The 16,376-nt window shown below is 59.8% G+C and carries 14 protein-coding genes and 1 pseudogene; 5 read left to right on the top strand and 10 right to left on the bottom strand.

The features are described from left to right. The first annotated feature begins 24 nt into the window (after positions 1-24). The 4 genes from MUY35_RS06485 to MUY35_RS06470 are packed head-to-tail and all read left to right on the top strand — an operon-like array spanning position 25 to position 3,147. On the top strand, positions 25-675 hold the full coding sequence (locus tag MUY35_RS06485; RefSeq protein WP_248364872.1) for a histidine phosphatase family protein: 651 nt from the start codon (positions 25-27) through the stop codon (positions 673-675). 12 nt (positions 676-687) lie between these two features. Continuing rightward, positions 688-1,743: a saccharopine dehydrogenase gene (locus MUY35_RS06480; protein ID WP_248364871.1), complete on the top strand. Its 1,056-nt coding sequence runs from the start codon at positions 688-690 to the stop codon at positions 1,741-1,743. A 1-nt stretch (position 1,744) separates the two neighbouring features. Beyond that, a complete protein-coding gene (locus MUY35_RS06475; RefSeq protein WP_248364870.1) occupies positions 1,745-1,993 on the top strand; it encodes a SemiSWEET family transporter in 249 nt (82 codons plus the stop codon). A gap of 14 nt (positions 1,994-2,007) precedes the next feature. Beyond that, positions 2,008-3,147: a saccharopine dehydrogenase family protein gene (locus tag MUY35_RS06470; protein ID WP_248364869.1), complete on the top strand. Its 1,140-nt coding sequence runs from the start codon at positions 2,008-2,010 to the stop codon at positions 3,145-3,147. Between the two features lie 82 nt (positions 3,148-3,229). Here MUY35_RS06470 and MUY35_RS06465 read toward each other — a convergent pair. The 10 genes and pseudogenes from MUY35_RS06465 to MUY35_RS06420 all read right to left on the bottom strand — a co-directional run bounded on the left by MUY35_RS06465 (position 3,230) and on the right by MUY35_RS06420 (position 16,097). Then, positions 3,230-4,184, bottom strand: a pseudogene (locus tag MUY35_RS06465) (agmatinase). 171 nt (positions 4,185-4,355) lie between these two features. After that, positions 4,356-5,585, bottom strand: a complete 1,230-nt coding sequence (rmuC, locus tag MUY35_RS06460; protein ID WP_248364867.1) for a DNA recombination protein RmuC — start codon at positions 5,583-5,585, stop codon at positions 4,356-4,358. After that, positions 5,582-7,447, bottom strand: coding sequence for a DNA mismatch repair endonuclease MutL (gene mutL / locus MUY35_RS06455; protein WP_248364866.1), 1,866 nt, complete (start codon positions 7,445-7,447; stop codon positions 5,582-5,584). Before mutL ends, rmuC begins: the two co-directional genes overlap by 4 nt. A gap of 71 nt (positions 7,448-7,518) precedes the next feature. Continuing rightward, positions 7,519-8,829, bottom strand: a complete 1,311-nt coding sequence (locus MUY35_RS06450) for a pitrilysin family protein (RefSeq protein ID WP_248364865.1) — start codon at positions 8,827-8,829, stop codon at positions 7,519-7,521. Next, complete coding sequence (locus MUY35_RS06445; protein ID WP_248364864.1) at positions 8,826-10,163, bottom strand: pitrilysin family protein; 1,338 nt, start codon at positions 10,161-10,163, stop codon at positions 8,826-8,828. The genes MUY35_RS06450 and MUY35_RS06445 overlap by 4 nt, the downstream gene beginning before the upstream one ends. Positions 10,164-10,296: 133 nt before the next feature. Beyond that, on the bottom strand, positions 10,297-10,824 hold the full coding sequence (locus tag MUY35_RS06440; RefSeq protein WP_248364863.1) for a DUF3035 domain-containing protein: 528 nt from the start codon (positions 10,822-10,824) through the stop codon (positions 10,297-10,299). A gap of 53 nt (positions 10,825-10,877) precedes the next feature. Continuing rightward, positions 10,878-11,348, bottom strand: a complete 471-nt coding sequence (lspA, locus tag MUY35_RS06435; RefSeq protein ID WP_248364862.1) for a signal peptidase II — start codon at positions 11,346-11,348, stop codon at positions 10,878-10,880. Positions 11,349-11,355: 7 nt separating this feature from the next. Beyond that, positions 11,356-12,945, bottom strand: a complete 1,590-nt coding sequence (gene purH / locus MUY35_RS06430; protein ID WP_248364861.1) for a bifunctional phosphoribosylaminoimidazolecarboxamide formyltransferase/IMP cyclohydrolase — start codon at positions 12,943-12,945, stop codon at positions 11,356-11,358. A 22-nt stretch (positions 12,946-12,967) separates the two neighbouring features. Continuing rightward, the gene (locus MUY35_RS06425) at positions 12,968-14,719 is read right to left on the bottom strand and encodes a heparinase II/III family protein (protein WP_248364860.1); all 1,752 of its coding nucleotides are present in this window, start codon (positions 14,717-14,719) and stop codon (positions 12,968-12,970) included. 118 nt (positions 14,720-14,837) lie between these two features. After that, positions 14,838-16,097, bottom strand: coding sequence for a transcription antitermination factor NusB (locus MUY35_RS06420; protein WP_248364859.1), 1,260 nt, complete (start codon positions 16,095-16,097; stop codon positions 14,838-14,840). A 69-nt stretch (positions 16,098-16,166) separates the two neighbouring features. Here MUY35_RS06420 and MUY35_RS06415 point away from each other — a divergent pair, with 69 nt between their 5' ends. Further along, the gene (locus MUY35_RS06415; RefSeq protein ID WP_248364858.1) at positions 16,167-16,370 is read left to right on the top strand and encodes a DUF1674 domain-containing protein; all 204 of its coding nucleotides are present in this window, start codon (positions 16,167-16,169) and stop codon (positions 16,368-16,370) included. Positions 16,371-16,376 lie beyond the last annotated feature (6 nt).

Here is a 16,376-nt window from a genome sequence, read left to right as displayed (position 1 = left end):
AGCAATAGGCCGAAAGGAGACCCCATGACCACGATTACGCTGATCCGCCACGGCCAGGCCAACAACACCGCAACGGATGAGACTGGCTATGACCGCCTGTCCGATCTGGGCCGCCAGCAGTCGCGTTGGCTGGGCGACTACATGCGCGACACCGGGCAGCGTTACAGCAAGGCCTATACCGGCACGCTGACACGGCACCGCCAAACCGCGCAGGAATGGGGGGCTGACGAATTCACACAGGACGCCCGGCTGGACGAAGTGCGCTATTTCGATCTGTCCGAACGGATGCACACGCAGTTTGGCATTCCGCATCCCCGCACCCATGAAGATTTCGTCGACCACCTGCCACTGACCTTTTCGGCGTGGCAGGAAGGCAAGATCGACAATGCGCCCGAGACGTTCCACGACTTTCAAACCCGTGTCAGCGACGTGATTCACGACATCGCTGAACGCGGCGAGGATGCGATCATATTCACCTCGGGCGGGTTTATCGGTATGGCAACGCGGGTGGTCATGGGGCTTGATATTGGCCCGTTCACCCGCACGATCCTGCCTATTATGAACAGTTCGGTCCACCGGATGCGACTGACACCTGCGGGGCTAAGCCTGATCCAATTCAACGCCGTGCCGCATCTGGAACCCACCGACCGCCACCACGCGCAAACGCATTTTTGAGGAGCTTCGTCCATGACACATCTTTGGGTTCGCGCCGAACAGCGCCTAAATGAAGATCGCGTGGGGCTGACGCCTGACGGTGCGAAGGCGCTGATTGATGCGGGTCTGCACGTGACGGTCGAAGAAAGCCGGGTCCGCGCCATCGGCATTGACGGCTATCGTGATGCGGGTTGTGAGATTGCACCGGAAAACAGCTGGCCCAACGCGCCGAAAGACGCCATCATTTTCGGTCTGAAAGAGCTGCCCGAGGACGGCACCCCCCTGCCCCATCGCCACATCATGTTCGGTCACGCCTTCAAGGGCCAGCATTCCGGCCGCGCGTTGCTTGAGCGGTTCAAGGCCGGGGGCGGCACGCTTTATGATCTGGAATATCTGGTGGATGAAAACGGGCGGCGGGTTGCCGCCTTCGGTTACTGGGCTGGGTTTGCGGGCGCAGCGGTGACGCTGAAAGCATGGGCCGCGCAGCAACACGGAAAGCCATGCGGTCCCGTTGGGGCCTACAAGAACAAGGACGCGTTGCTGGACGAGCTTCGCTCTGAACTCGACGCAACCAACACCCCGCGCCCGACTGCCATTGTGATCGGTGCCCTTGGCCGCGTCGGAACAGGCGCGTCCGACCTGATGGAAGCCATGGGCGTCACCGTCACCAAATGGGACATGGCCGAAACCGTAGGCGGTGGCCCTTTCCCCGAAATTTTGAACCACAACCTGTTCATCAATTGCATCCTCGCCGGGCCGCAAACTCCCGTGTTCGTGCCGCGCGACGCGCTGTCGGCTGACCGCAAGCTGACCGCCATCGGCGATGTGGCCTGCGACCCGGACAGCGACTACAATCCCGTGCCGGTCTATGACAAGGCGACCAGTTGGGACGCCCCCGTCCTGCGCGTTGCGGAAAACCCCGCGCTGGATGTGATGGCAATCGACAACCTACCGTCTATGCTGCCCTTGGAAAGTTCCATCGACTACGCCGGACAGCTTCTGCCGTCGCTTCTGACCCTGACCGATCTAACAACGGGGGTCTGGGGCCGTGCCGAGGCGACGTTCCGCACCCATATGAAGGACATCTGATTTGGAAACCTTGATCGGCAGCACCGCCGGCGTCATCAGCACCATCTGCTGGCTGCCACAAACCCTTCGGGCATGGCGCACGCAACACACGGCCGACTTGTCCCTGCCAACAAATGTGATGGTCTTCGCCTCGATCGCGTTGTGGCTGGTCTATGGCCTGATGCTCGACGCGTGGCCTATGGTCATTGCAAACGCAATCGCCTTGGTGATGGTGGGATCTATCATCACCGCCAAACTGAAATTCGGCTGAAAGGAAGCCCTGATATGACAATCCATTGGTGTGGCACCGGCCTGTCGGCCATCCCCGGCCTGCGTCGCCTGCTAGAGTCCGGCCGCAACGTCGTTGTCTGGAACCGGACCGTCGACAAGGCGCGCGAGGCCGTTGGCGATCTGACCGACAAGATACGCCCCTTCGATCTGGACGCCGTAACCGCGGCCCTTGCCCCCGGCGACATCGCGGTGTCGATGCTGCCCGGCGATCTGCACGTCCCCTTGGCCGAGCGCTGCCTGCAAAGAGGCGCGCATTTCGTGTCCTCCAGCTATATCTCGCCCGAGATGCGCGCGCTGGACGAAGACTTCCGCGACGCTGGTCTGGCTTGCGTGAACGAGATCGGGTTGGACCCCGGCATCGACCACTTGATGGCCCACTGGCTCGTCGCCGATTATCGCGCGTCAGATGCCTTTGATCCGGACAACACGCTGAGTTTCATCAGCTATTGCGGCGGCGTGCCGAAAATCCCGAACCCGTTTCGCTATAAATTCAGCTGGTCGCCGTTGGGTGTTCTGAAAGCACTCCGCTCGCCCTCACGCTCGATCAAGGACGGCAAACCGCTGGACGTCGCGCGGCCTTGGGATGCGATCAGCAGCTACGACGCGCCTTTGCAGCAGGTCGAAAGCTTCGAGGTCTATCCCAACCGCGACTCGATCCCGTTCATGGAGGATTACAAGTTCGACCCCAATTGGAACGTCGATACTTTCGTGCGCGGCACCCTGCGCCTGAACGGCTGGACCGAGGCGTGGAAAGACGTGTTTGCCGAGGTGGAGACACTTGAAGGCGCGGCGGGCGACGCGCGACTGAAAGAAATGTCCGACCAGTTCTGGGACGAGAATTCCTATGACGAGGGCGAACCTGACCGCGTGATCATGTGCGTAGCATTGAAGGCGGAAAAGGACGGGATGCCCGTCTATCACAAGACCTATGTGATGGACGCTTGGGGCGACGAACGCGGCACCGCCATGGCGCGGCTGGTCTCGACCCCCGTCTCACTCGCCGTCGAGATGATCCGAGGCGGCAAAGCCCCCGCTGGCGTGTCCGCAGCGACAGATGATCCCGAGATGATCGAGGCCTGGATGGGGCATGTGAAGGAACTGGCCCAGCATGTTGAGGTGGTGGAGCATGGGTGACAATGGCGATTGGCCGCAACGCGTACAAAGGAACCGCCAATGCTGAAGCCACGACTGCCAACTTCGCTTAGCTGACGGCAACCTATCTGTGATACAGGATGCGCCCGATGGTGTTCATCAATACTTGTGCGGCAAGCGTCGATGTGCACCCCGTTGGGTCGTAGTCAGGCGCAACTTCGACCAGATCGACGCCCACAATGCTGCCACGCCTTGCAAGCCCATCGATTAGCTCCAACACCTCGTAATAGATAAACCCGCCATGGCTGGGCGTTCCGGTTCCGGGTGCAATTGAAGGATCAAAGGCGTCGATATCGATCGTCAGGTAATAACGAGCAGCCTCTGGAATACGATCCAGCATGCCCTCGACACCCAGTTTTCGAAATTGGCGAACAGATTGAATGTCTGATCCCATTTCGCGGGCATCGACATAACCGTCGCGTGCGGTCGAAGAGACGTTGCGAATGCCGATTTGGCTTAGACCCGTTACATAGGGCTTTTCAGCGGCGCGACGCATCGGATTTCCATGGCCAAATCTTACGCCGTGGCGTTCATCGACAAAATCGAGATGCGCGTCGATCTGCACGACATGTATCGGCCCTTGATCGTCAAAGGCATTGATGCAGGGGATGTTGACCGAATGATCGCCCCCCAATAACGACGGGAATTGCGCCCGCTGCAAGAATTTTGCGAACGCCATATTCGATGTTAGCGTGGCTTTTCATCGTATCGGTATGAATGATATCAGCATCACCGATATCGACGATCTTGACCTTCGATGGTTCCAGATAAGTTATGTCATCCTCGTGATCATATGCGCCGGCATGTCCGAAGGAAAAGAGAGTGGAGGCTTCGCGGATGGCGCGCGGACCCATGCGGGCACCTGACCGCCATTGGCACCCGAAATCAAAAGGGGCACCCAGAACGGCCACATCAGCGTCTATTGCATTCCAGTCTTCGATGTATGGATATTTGCCAAACGTACAAATTCCGACAAATGGAAGATTAAGACGCCCGGCCTCATATCCATGTTCCGACATTTTCGAGTACCCTTTCATTTCTTCGAATAGCGTAGCGAGAAATCATCCTAGGAAAAACCTCGATGGCTTTTGTCCGGGTGCTGATCAGGACATGCGTGAAGCAGAGCTTAGACGCACCGTAGAAATCTGCAAAGGGGGCTCAATGCTACCATCTCGCACGTCCACGACACCTCACCCCTTCCCAATCGGCACCACATTCTCGGCCTCGTCTGACAACTCCTCAAAATCGAAGTTATCCAGCCGCGCCGCGCGTTTCCCGGCGCGTTCTGCCGCTGTGGTAATCCCCTCAACATCGCGTCGTGCCTGATCGAAGTGAGTCTCCAACTTGCCCGCGCGCTCGACAACAAGCTCCACATCGCGGTGAAGGTGCTTTAGCATCTTGCGGATCTCGCCCGCCTGTTCACGCATTCGGGCATCTTTCAGGATCGCCCGCATCGTGTTCAGCGTCGCCATGCACGTCGTGGGGGACACGATCCAGACACGCGCTGCGAACCCTTCACGGACCAGTTCGGGGAAGTTGGCGTGCAGTTCGGCATAGACGGCCTCGGACGGCAGGAACATCAGGGCGCCGTCTGCGGTTTCGCCTTCGATGATATATTTCTCAGCGATCGCCTTGATATGCGCCTTGACCGCGATGCGCATGGCCTTTGCCGCCTCGTTCACCTCGTAAGGCGTGTCCGCGGCGCGCAGGGCTTCATAGGCCTCCAGCGGGAATTTTGAATCGATCACAATCGGCCCCGGCGGGTTGGGCAGGTGGATCAGGCAATCGGCGCGTTTTCCGTTGGACAGGGTCTGTTGCAGGTCATAGCTGTCTTTGGGCAGCGCCTTGGACACGATGTCGTGCAGCTGTATCTCGCCAAATGCGCCGCGCGTCTGCTTGTTTGACAGGATGTCCTGAAGGCTGAGCACATCGCCCGACAGCCGCGTGATGTTGTCCTGCGCTTTGTCGATCACCGCCAGCCGCTCCTGCAATTGGGTCAGGCTCTGGGTGGTTTTCACCGTGTTGCCTTGCAGGCTTTCCTTCATCCGCTCTTGCAATTCCGACATGGCGCGGGCAGATTTCATCGCGTTGTCATGCAGCCGGTCATTCATCTGCTGCTGCACATGCGCCAGACGCGTTTCCATCGCCTGCAACACCTGCGCTTGCCCAGTGGACTGCGCATCCGACACAGTGCGCAACCCGCCCGACAGTTGATCCTGCCCCGCACCCAACACCTGCACGGCTTGACCAAGACCGCCCATATCGCGCGCAAGGTCTTGGGCCACGCGTGCCGATTGCCCCGCCCGGCGCACCACGACGATAAGCAGGACGAACATGACCAGCGCTAAGAATGCTCCCCCGATGGTCGCCAGAACCAGCGGGTCGGAAAGGTCATAAGTGGTGTCACCAATCTGGATCATGTGCGGCCAAACAGCCTTTCGATATCTGCAAGTTTCAGTTCCACATAAGTGGGGCGGCCGTGATTGCACTGGCCGGAATGGGGCGTCGCCTCCATCTCGCGCAGCAGGGCGTTCATCTCCTCGGGTCGCATCCAGCGACCCGACCGGATCGAGCCATGGCAGGCGACGCGGGACAACACGGCCTCGACTTTGGCTTGGACCTTGTTGCTGTCGCCAAGGTCGGCCAGTTCGTCCAGCACGTCCTTGATCATCGCGGTGGCGTTTATTTCACCCAGAATGGCCGGCGTTTCGCGCACGGCGATGGCATCGCCGCCGAAGGGTTCGATGACAAGCCCCATCTGGGCAAGGTCATCCGCGACTTCCAACACCCGCGCCACATCACCGGAGGACAGCTCAACAATTTCGGGGATCAGAAGCGCCTGACGCGCGACACCGATTTCGGCCATCTGGCGTTTGAGCTTTTCATAGACCAACCGTTCGTGGGCCGCGTGCTGATCAACGATAACCATGCCGGTTTCGGTCTGCGCGATGATGTAGTTCTCATGCACCTGCGCGCGGGCGGCGCCAAGGGGCAGCGCCTCTTGCGGGGCTTCGCTATCCGCCTCAACCACCGGATCAAAGCGGGCCGAGGGCGTGGACATTTCGGCAAATCCCGGCATGTCAGAGCCGGGGGCCTGCGAGGTATACGCCTGCCGTATCGCGCCCGCGCCGGGGCGGTCCATTTGATAGACCCTCGGGCCGATCGGCTCAGGGCGCATCGCGCCCAAAGTCGCCCCCGCGACAGTCGTTGACGCACGATGTCCCGCGTTTGCCAACGCATGGCGCAGGCCTGATACGATCAAACCACGCGCGATGCCGGGTTCGCGGAACCGCACCTCGGATTTTGCCGGGTGCACGTTCACATCGACCAGATGCGGGTCGCAGGACACGAACAGCGCGGCAGCGGGATGCCGGTCACGGCTGAGGAAATCGAAATACGCCGCCCGCAGTGCGCCGGTCAGCAGCTTATCCTTCACGGGGCGACCATTGACGAACAGGAACTGCGCCACTGCCGCGCCGCGCGAATAGGTTGGTAAGGCTGCAAACCCCGTCAGGCGCAACCCGTCGCGTTCGGCATCAATCTGGATCGCATTATCCGAAAAATCGCGCCCAAGGATCGACCCGAGCCGCCCGCCAAGCGCATCGAACATATCGCCGGTTTCAGGATCGGCGCGGAAGGTCACACGGCCCTCACCGCCACCCGACACATCGCGCAGGGTGAAACCCACATGCGGTTCAGCCATCGCAAGGCGCTTGATCACGTCGGTGATCGCCTGCGCCTCGGCCCGGTCGGTGCGCATGAATTTCAGCCGCGCGGGTGTTGCGTAAAACAGGTCGCGCAGTTCGACCACGGTACCGCCGGACAGGGCGGCGGGTTTGACCGCACTTGTTTCGCCCCCTGCCACCCGGATCGTGGCAGCATCAAACCCATCGGCCCGCGAAATGATGGTCAATCGACCAACCGACCCAAGCGAGGGCAATGCCTCACCGCGGAAGCCGAAGGTGTGAATGTCCAGAAGGTCCGAGCCGTCGATCTTCGACGTCGCATGACGCGACAGGGCCAAAGGCAGATCATCGGGCGCAATTCCGCATCCATCGTCGGTGACGCGGATCAGGGTCTTGCCGCCATCCGCATATGTTACGTCAACCCGCGTCGCCCCTGCATCCAACGCATTTTCAACCAGCTCTTTCACGGCGGATGCGGGGCGTTCCACGACCTCGCCCGCCGCGATCCGATTTATCGCGGCGTCATCCAACTGGCGGATCATCGGGCGGCTGTCAGAGGCGCACGCCGGGCTTATCTGGGGGGTATCAACGGACATACCACAAAACCTAGCATGAACTGCGCCGATTCTACCATTGTGAAATCGCCTTTGCGCCGCGCGATAATCGGCTAATTCGACACAACGCCTTCGGGCTGACCAACAACCACGAAATGCAGTGCTTCCGGGTCAAAGATGCGCGCTGCCACACGCTTGGCCTCGTCCAGCGTCACCGCCATTACCTGATCATTTCGGGTTGCGATGTAATCGACAGGCAAACCCTCCATCTGCATGGACACCATGATATTGGCAATATTGGCGTTGCCATCGAACCGTAGCGGATAAGACCCCGTCAGATAGGTTTGCGCAGCTGTCAGTTCGTCCTGCGTGATACCGTTTTCGGCGATCTTTGCCCATTCCGCGCGCACGACCCCTATTGCTTCACCCATCGAGCCGTTCTGGCTGGAAAAATGCCCCATGATGGTTTCGGACAGGTCGGCATCAGCCAAGTAGGTCCCCACCCCATAAGTCAGCCCGCGCTTTTCGCGCACCTCTTTCATCAGGCGCGAGTTCGAACTGCGCCCGCCCAGAACCTCGTTCAGCACGAAGGCCGCGAAAAAATCTGGGTCATCACGCGCGATGCCATCTTGGCCAAACATGGCGACAGATTGCGGCGTATCAAAGGGCACAACTGTTGTGCCACCTTTCAAGGTGAAGTCGACAAGGTCCGGAAGCGGCGCACCCTTTGCGGGCAACCCGTCGAACAAGGTGTCAAGCAGTTGGCTAAGCTCATCCGCCGAAATATCGCCGACGGCGGCAACATATATCCGATCCAAGGCAATCGCATCTGACATAGCAGCCTCAAGGTCGTCTCGTGTAAGGGATGCCACACTTTCGGGCGTACCGGATCGATAGGTGCCATACGGATGGTCGCCATAGGCCATGCTGTCCCATGTCTCACCCGCAATTGCGTTGGGGTCTGTAACGCGAGCTGTGAGATGAGACATTACTTGCCCACGCACCCGATCAATCGCGGCGTCGTCAAACCGGGGCTCGGTAAGTGCTGCATGCAAAAGAGTGGTGGCGGCGTCGCGGTTTTCAGTCAGAAACTGCGCCGAAACGGTGACCGCATCATCATAGGCCCCAAAACTGAACGAGGCGGCCAAACTTTCGCGCGCTTCGGCAAAGGCGCGGGCGTCCAAATCGCCCGACCCCTCTTCCAGCAGACCGACCATCAGATTCACCGCGCCGCGTTTGCCGGGACGATCCAGCGAGGTGCCACCACGAAACCGGATTTCCAGCGCGGTAAAAGGCAAGCTGTGTTCTTCCACCAACCAAACATTGATACCTGCGGGGGTCGTTACCTCTTGAATGGCAATCTCCGCGCGGGCTGGCAGGGTCACGATCACCAGCGTGGCAAGGGCATAAATCAGGCGCATCATTTCATTTCCTCTCCACCTGCGGGGACAAGCCAGCCGGTTACGGATTTGCGGTCGTCAAACACCTTGCGCGCGGCGTCCATCACTTGGTCAGCGGTGACAGCTTGCAAGACATCAGGCCACGCCTGCACATCTTCGATCGTCAGGCCCGAGGTCAGCGCACGCCCATAGCGCTGTGCGCGCGACATCGCATTATCTAGCGCATATACCTGATCAGCACGGATCTGGAATTTGATACGTTCGAACTGTTCAGGATCAATTCCGGTTTCAAGGAATTCGGCAATCTCGCGATCCAGCGCAGCCTCGGCTTCGGCAAGGCTGGTATCGGCAGTCGGATAGACCACGAGTGAAAATTCACTGTCATCCAGCATCACCGAGCCATAGCCAGCCCCGGCATAGACAGCGATTGGATCTTCAAACTGTAGCGCACGCCCCAAAACCGAGGTGGCCCCATTGCCGCCAAGAATTTCAGCCAGATAAACAAGCTCTGCGGCCTGTTCCTGCGCGCCTGCATCGCGTTCCGGCGCGTGATATTGGCGGAAAACATAAGGTTGCGACACCCTTGCGTCTTCAAATCGAATGCGACGCGCGGCCAGTTGGGGCGGCTCGACCAACCGTTTGCGTTCTGTCAGATCAGGCGTCGGCATCAAGGGGCCGTAATGTTCCTGCGCCAGCACTTTGACGTCATCGGGCGTGACGTCGCCCGCAACGATCAGGATACCATTATTGGGCGCGTAATAGCGTTCATAATAGGCCAACGCATCTTCGCGCGAAAGCTGCGCGGCTTCATGGCGCCAGCCGATGATCGGGGTGCCGTAAGGGTGATTCAGGTAAGCTGCCGCATTCATCTGCTCATGAAACAACGCTGACGGATCGCTGTCGGTGCGCTGTGCGCGTTCTTCCAGAATGACGTTTCGTTCGGTCGCAATATCATCTTCGGTCAGCCGCAGATTGCGCATCCGGTCCGCTTCCATCTGCATCATCAGACCCAGTCGATCAGCCGCGACACGCTGAAAATACGCGGTGTAATCCTGCGACGTGAATGCATTGTCAGACCCGCCATTTTCGGCAACCACACGGCTAAGCTCGCCTGACTCCATGGTTTCGGTCGCCTTGAACAACAAATGCTCCAAAAAATGCGCGATGCCCGAAACGCCGGGTTTTTCATCTGCCGCACCTGCCCGGTACCACAACATATGGACCACAACTGGCGCACGGTGATCTTCGATCACCACGACCTCAAGCCCATTGTCCAAGGTGAAATCTGTGACGCCTTCCTTGGCGGCGGCGGGCGTGCCCAACCCAATGGCAAGAAAAGCAGCAAGTAAGAACCGCATTCGTAACTCCTGTCTGTTGGTGATCAAGTTACGCGCGATGGCGCGAGCTTCAAGGCATGAAAACACAGATGTGATCACTGTCGATCCCAACGGCCATCACAAGACGAAAAAGGGGGCCGTTTGGCCCCCCGTGTTATTGCGCAGCCGCCGGATCGGGCGGGGCCGCAGGCGTCCAAACGCCGCTGCGGCGCATCCGTTCCAGTTCGCGATGCTGGTCCAGTTCGTGCGCCTCGTAAGCGCTGTAATAGACATTCACGCCGAACAACCGCTCAAGCACTTTACCGCGATTTTCCTGACGCCATTTCAGGTCTTCCGCCGCAAGTTGATTGCGAATGCCGGACCCAACGCCATAACGGCTGGCGGCTGTCACAAGCGCGCCTTCACCACCGCGCAGGCCGGTATTGCGCAGCTGTCCACCAAGTGCTGCGACCGCATCCGCGTTGGGTGTCGGGTCGCTAACGTTGGTTCCGCCCGGTGTCGGAGGCGGCAGTGCAGCATAGTTTTCGGGTTCTTGCAGCGGCTTTGTCGGCAGAATCGCAAATTCATCCGGACCCGCCTGGCTGGACCGCAAGTTCATCAACTTGGGATCACCGCCGGAACAAGCAGTCAGAAGAAAACCGGCACCAAGAACGGTCAAAAGCTTTACGGAAAAAAATCGCATGTGACGAAAAACCCTCGTTTCCTACCGCTTCTTAGCCCATCTGGAAACGCGCGTCACGGGGTCTTGTGCGTTGATGAGAAGAGAACCAGACCAATAGCCCCCGCAAATACAAAAATGTCGGCAACGTTGAAGGAAAACGGGTTCTGTATGCCGCAACAGGACATGTTCAGAAAATCGACCACCGCCCCGTAATAGATACGATCAACGACGTTGCCCAGCGCGCCACCAACCAATAGCCCAGCGGATATATGTGCCAGTCTGCCAAGCTTTTCGCGGCGAACCCAGATGACGACCCAAGCCGAGATCACGAAGCTAAGCGCCACCAGCACCCAACGCATGGCCGCGCCGTCAGACCCGAACAGGCCGAAATTAACGCCCGTGTTCCACGCCATTTGGTAAACCAGATAAGGCGGCCAGATCTGGACCACGCCAACGCGGTCCAGATCAAGCACGTAGAGCGCATGATACTTGCTGCCCTGATCAAGGGCGAAGGCCAAAACGGCAGCTATCAGAATCAAACGCATCGTCTGATCAGTGCCGGAAGTGGCGCATGCCGGTGAACACCATCGCAAGGCCTGCGTCATTGGCCGCGTCGATCACTTCATTGTCGCGCATCGAGCCGCCGGGCTGAATAACGCAGGTCGCCCCGGCGGCGGCGGCTTCCAAAAGGCCGTCGGGAAACGGGAAGAAGGCGTCCGATGCGACTGCCGAACCTTTGGCAAGGCTCTCATACAGCCCTAGTTCGTTCGCCATCCGCTGCGCTTTGGCTGCGGCAACATTGGCGCTGTCCAGTCGGCTCATCTGGCCTGCGCCAACACCCACGGTCGCCTTGTCTTTCACATATACGATCGCGTTGGATTTGACGTGTTTTCCGACCTTCCATGCGAACAGCAAATCGCGCATCTGCTCTTCGGTCGGCGCTTTTTCGGTCACAACCGTCAGGTCATCCATGCCGACATAGCCCACGTCCTTGTCCTGCACCAGCAGACCGCCGGAAACCTGCTTATATGCCGTCAGCGGCGCACGCGTGTCGGGCAAGCCATCCGTCAGTAGAAGGCGCAGGTTTTTCTTACCCGCAAAGATTTCGCGTGCTTCATCAGACGCGCCGGGGGCAATCACGACCTCGGTGAAAATCTCGGTGATTTTCTTGGCGGTGTCCGCGTCCAGCGGCTGGTTCAGCGCGACGATTCCTCCGAAAGCCGAGGTGCGGTCGCAGTCGAACGCCTTCTGATAGGCCTCGGCCAGTGTCGCGCCTTGGGCCACACCACAGGGGTTCGCGTGTTTGATAATCGCCACGGCGGGGCTGTCTGCCGGGTCAAACTCCGCCACCAATTCGAACGCGGCGTCGGTGTCGTTGATGTTGTTGTATGACAGTTCTTTGCCCTGAAGCTGGGTCGCGGTGGCAACACCGGGGCGGTTCGAACCGTCGGCATAAAACGCTGCCTTCTGGTGGCTGTTTTCACCATAGCGCAGGGTTTGCTTCAACGTGCCCGCAAAGGCGCGCCGATGAGGCGCTTTCAGTTCAAGTGCCTCTGCCATCCAGTTCGAAACAGCCGCGTCATATGCTGCCGTGCGCGCATAGGCTTTCTGCGCCAGTTTCTTGCGGAATTTCGGACAGGTGGACCCAACGTGCTGGTCCAGATCACCCAACAGCTTGGGGTAATCTTCAACATCCACCACGACGCTCACAAACGCGTGGTTCTTGGCGGCAGCGCGAATCATTGCGGGGCCGCCAATGTCGATGTTCTCGATACAGGTGTCATAATCGGCACCCGAGGCAACGGTTGTCTCAAACGGATAAAGGTTCGCGACAAGCAGGTCGATGGCCCAGATACCGTGTTCTTCCATCGACGCGACGTGGTCATCATTGTCACGCAGGGCCAAAAGGCCACCATGCACCATCGGGTGCAGGGTTTTCACGCGACCGTCCATCATTTCGGGGAAGTCTGTGATGTCGGCCACATCTTTCACGGACACACCGGCGTCGCGCAATACCTTGGCAGAACCACCAGTCGACAGGATTTCAATCCCGCGCTCTTCCAATGATTTGCCCAGATCAATCAGGCCGGTCTTGTCGGATACGGAAATCAGCGCGCGGCGCACGGGATGAAGGTCGGTCATGGCTCTTTGGCCCCCTTGGCGTTTAACTTGGCAGCTCCGCCGCGTCGCCGCTTTCAAGGTCACGCAAAACCGAGGGGGTTTCCTGCGCCTTAGCCAGCGTCCAGCGGATGCGTGTCGCATAATCCATTGCGACGCCAGATAGAACCACTTGTTTTGTTTTCCGGGGCTTCAAACGCGTCTTTTCTAAATAAACGCTGCTTTCCAACGCCAATTCGCCGCGGCCTTCGAACCGAAACACCCAAATCTCGCCGGACCGAAGCGCCATCGACACCGCCGTTCCACCCAAATCAAGCGTTGCATCCACATCTGGATGCAAGTGAAAACGAACACTGTAGGGGATACCCTGCAGCGACACTTGGTCCATCGCGCGATCAAACTGGACCTGATCTGCATCAGAAACAGCGGCAAGCGTATCCTCGCCCGACACACCGCGCCCGTTGTCGGCCATTTCGATGCGCCGCATATGGGTCAGACCGTGGCTTTTTACATAGCCATCATGCGCTGCCACGACACCGGTGCCGCTGGGTTCCTCCAAGCGTTGCAAATGAACCTTTGCCGGGGTCGAGGTCAGAAAAACCTTGGCCCCGCCACCGTAATTGCGCGCCGCCCCTAGCCGCGAGGATGACAGACCCGCCAAACCCAACACGGAATGTGACGGCGTCGCCCGACCCGCCTTGTGCCACTCGGCTCCGAAATGCGCGCCACACCCGCAATTCACCACCAAAGGCCGCCTGCCCGAGGTCAGCTCGAACGCAAGGGTCGACGCATGGGCGTTGGCAGATGCCATCCCCGTCGGAGGGGGGGCTGTGTCGACGATTAAACTTGTTCGCCCCGCGCTAAGCCGGGTGTAGCCCATCGAAAGTCCGGTCGCAGGCCCAGCACGCACGCCCGACGTGGCCAGCGCGTGATCCAGACGCCCCTGCAGCCCACGCCCGCCGCCATGAAACCGCGCCAGCCCGCCATCGGCATGTCTAAGTGCGCGCAAGGTCGGCGCGATCCGTTCAATCGCGCCCACATGGGCCGCCGCCGCTTGGCGACCACTTTCCGACAAGGCCAGCGCGGCCCAGTTCAGAAGCGTGAACACATCCAGTAATTCTTCCGGGTTGCGGGTGGGAATTCCACCTTCACCGTCAATCTGTTCGGCACATTCCCGCGCAAGCGCTTTCACGGCGGGGGCAACGTGACGTTCCATCCCCTCAAGCCCCAGCCCGGCATAGATCAACCCGGTCAGCGCCTCAAACCGAGGCAAGCCCGGCGTGGCCGCATGCCACCGGCGCGACAAAAAAATAGTTTGCTGACCGAGCGAGCGGAAAAACGCGCGGCTTTGGTCGGAATCCATTCCGGCGATCAGGAAAATGGCGTGGTTGATCCAGCGGATCAACCGCCGACCCGTCAGGTCGGGTGTCCAGCCATCGCCAACGCCGCGGCCATACTGATCGATCCAGCCCAAGACCCAAGCTTGCGCCCGTTTGCGCGCCTCGCTGTCGCCGACGCTGGCCAGATCATCCAGCCAGACAAAACCCTGCGTTTCTTCAGAAAAACCCTGACTGGGCGGCGTCACGTCCCACAGACCAGAGTTCGGCGCATTCACAAGATGACCGGCGAACAGATAGTTGCCCGCGATCAACTGCTTGCCGCGCGCATAAGCGCCGATGGTGCGGGGTTCTGGTTGGGAAACAAAGCCGGTCGCAGGACGCGCACGCGCCGCGCGCTTCGCCTGAAAGCGATTCGCAAAACGGGTTTTGAACCCAGAGAAGCCATCTTGATGCACCACGGGGACGCCTCGCCTCAATCATTCAACTGCGTTGAACTACCGCCCCTCTGATGGGGGCTTTCAGCGAAGCATACAGACACGCTTGACGAGAGTCATCGGTGAATTGCCGTGACCTGATTCAGGATTTCCGCAATGCGGTGATGAAGAACCCGTCCATCCCACCCAGCTCAGCCCGGAAATTTGGCATAATGCGCAGACCTTCTGACCCGATCCAGGCGTCCTCGACCCCCGGCACGCGCAGCGCGTCCAGTTCGACTTGCACGTCTGGGTGGCGAGTTAGCGCATCGCGCACCTGTTCCTCTCCCTCATCAATCAGCAGACTACAGGTGCAAAAGACCAGACGCCCGCCCGGCTTCAAGAGCCCGATGGCGCGGTCAATCAAATATTCCTGCAACTCAAACAGGCCGGGAAAGTCGCTGCCATCCTTGGCGTGGGGCAGATCGGGGTGCCTGCGGATCGTTCCGGTCGCAGTGCAGGGGGCGTCCAGCAGGATTGCGTCAAACTGAGGCTCGTCAAATTCCAGCGCGTCGCCAACGACCAACGTCGCCTTTAGCCCGGTGCGTGCAAGGTTTTCAGCCACGCGCTTCATCCGCACCTCGGACACGTCCAGCGCCGTCACATCCGCCCCGGTCGCCGCAAGCTGCATGGTCTTGCCACCGGGCGCGGCACACATATCTAGCACCCGCGCACCCGCATCCGGCGCAAGCACCCTTGCAGGCAAAGCCGCCGATGCATCCTGCACCCACCATTCCCCCGCGTCATACCCGTTCAGCGCCGTCACTTGCCCGGCGTCCTGCAACCGCACCGATCCGGTCGGCAACAGCGTTCCGCCAAGCCGTTTCGCCAGCTCCGCAGCGTCCCCCTTCGCGGTCAGATCAAGCGGAGGCGCCTTCGCCTGCACAGCCTCTATCGCTTCGACCTGTGCCTTGCCATAATCGGCGATCAGCGGTTTGCGCAGCCATTTTGGCAGCCGCGGGACCGGCAAGCTGTCCCATTTATCAGCCTCGTCCGCCACCTTGCGTAAAACGGCGTTGACCAAACCGGCCAGCCGCTCGGTTTCGCGACCTGCGCGAGTCACGCCGACCAAATCGTTCACGACGCCATGCGCGGCCCCGCCCGTGCAGATCTCGGCCACGCCTAGCCGCAGAGTGTTCAGAACCCGCGCGGGCGGACGCTTTTTCATATGCGGCCCCAACATGCGGTCAGCACGATCCATGTTTCGAAGCGCAAGCAGGGTCAAACGTTGGGCGCGGGCGCGGTCTTCGGGGGCAACTTTCGCCAGCCGTTTCGGCAATGCTTCGGACAGCAAGCGATGCTCGTCCAGCACGTCCCCCAACAAATCCACCGCGATATGTCGCGGGTCCACGGCGTCGCTCATCGCTGCCCCTTTGCGTTTCATCTGCGCGCGACCTATATCATGGCACAGAAAGCCACAAGGATCAGGCCTATGTCCGACACGCCATCAAAGCCCCAGACCGAGCAGCGCGACCTGCCGCCCGCCGCCAAGCGCGCCCTGGCCGAAGCCGCGGAACGCCGTAAGAAGACAGAGGCAGAGGCCAAAACTCGCCCGACAGAACTCGGAGGCCGCGACGGGCCTGAGCCGGTCCGCTATGGCGATTGGGAAAAGAAGGGCATCGCGATCGACTTTTGATCGGCC

Origin of the sequence: Aliiroseovarius sp. S1339, assembly GCF_023195695.1 — a bacterium.
GTDB lineage: Bacteria > Pseudomonadota > Alphaproteobacteria > Rhodobacterales > Rhodobacteraceae > Aliiroseovarius.
Note: the sequence above shows the minus strand (reverse complement) of the source record. Positions and strands in the feature narration are given on the sequence as shown.

What these genes read in the sequence shown, in the direction of transcription:
- MUY35_RS06415 (WP_248364858.1), top strand. Translation starts at nt 16,167, where the DNA reads ATGTCCGACACGCCATCAAAGCCCCAGACCGAGCAGCGCGACCTGCCG.
- MUY35_RS06420 (WP_248364859.1), bottom strand. Translation starts at nt 16,097, where the DNA reads ATGAGCGACGCCGTGGACCCGCGACATATCGCGGTGGATTTGTTGGGG.
- mutL (WP_248364866.1), bottom strand. Translation starts at nt 7,447, where the DNA reads ATGTCCGTTGATACCCCCCAGATAAGCCCGGCGTGCGCCTCTGACAGC.
- MUY35_RS06440 (WP_248364863.1), bottom strand. Translation starts at nt 10,824, where the DNA reads ATGCGATTTTTTTCCGTAAAGCTTTTGACCGTTCTTGGTGCCGGTTTT.
- MUY35_RS06485 (WP_248364872.1), top strand. Translation starts at nt 25, where the DNA reads ATGACCACGATTACGCTGATCCGCCACGGCCAGGCCAACAACACCGCA.
- MUY35_RS06445 (WP_248364864.1), bottom strand. Translation starts at nt 10,163, where the DNA reads ATGCGGTTCTTACTTGCTGCTTTTCTTGCCATTGGGTTGGGCACGCCC.
- MUY35_RS06480 (WP_248364871.1), top strand. Translation starts at nt 688, where the DNA reads ATGACACATCTTTGGGTTCGCGCCGAACAGCGCCTAAATGAAGATCGC.
- rmuC (WP_248364867.1), bottom strand. Translation starts at nt 5,585, where the DNA reads ATGATCCAGATTGGTGACACCACTTATGACCTTTCCGACCCGCTGGTT.
- purH (WP_248364861.1), bottom strand. Translation starts at nt 12,945, where the DNA reads ATGACCGACCTTCATCCCGTGCGCCGCGCGCTGATTTCCGTATCCGAC.
- lspA (WP_248364862.1), bottom strand. Translation starts at nt 11,348, where the DNA reads ATGCGTTTGATTCTGATAGCTGCCGTTTTGGCCTTCGCCCTTGATCAG.
- MUY35_RS06450 (WP_248364865.1), bottom strand. Translation starts at nt 8,829, where the DNA reads ATGATGCGCCTGATTTATGCCCTTGCCACGCTGGTGATCGTGACCCTG.
- MUY35_RS06470 (WP_248364869.1), top strand. Translation starts at nt 2,008, where the DNA reads ATGACAATCCATTGGTGTGGCACCGGCCTGTCGGCCATCCCCGGCCTG.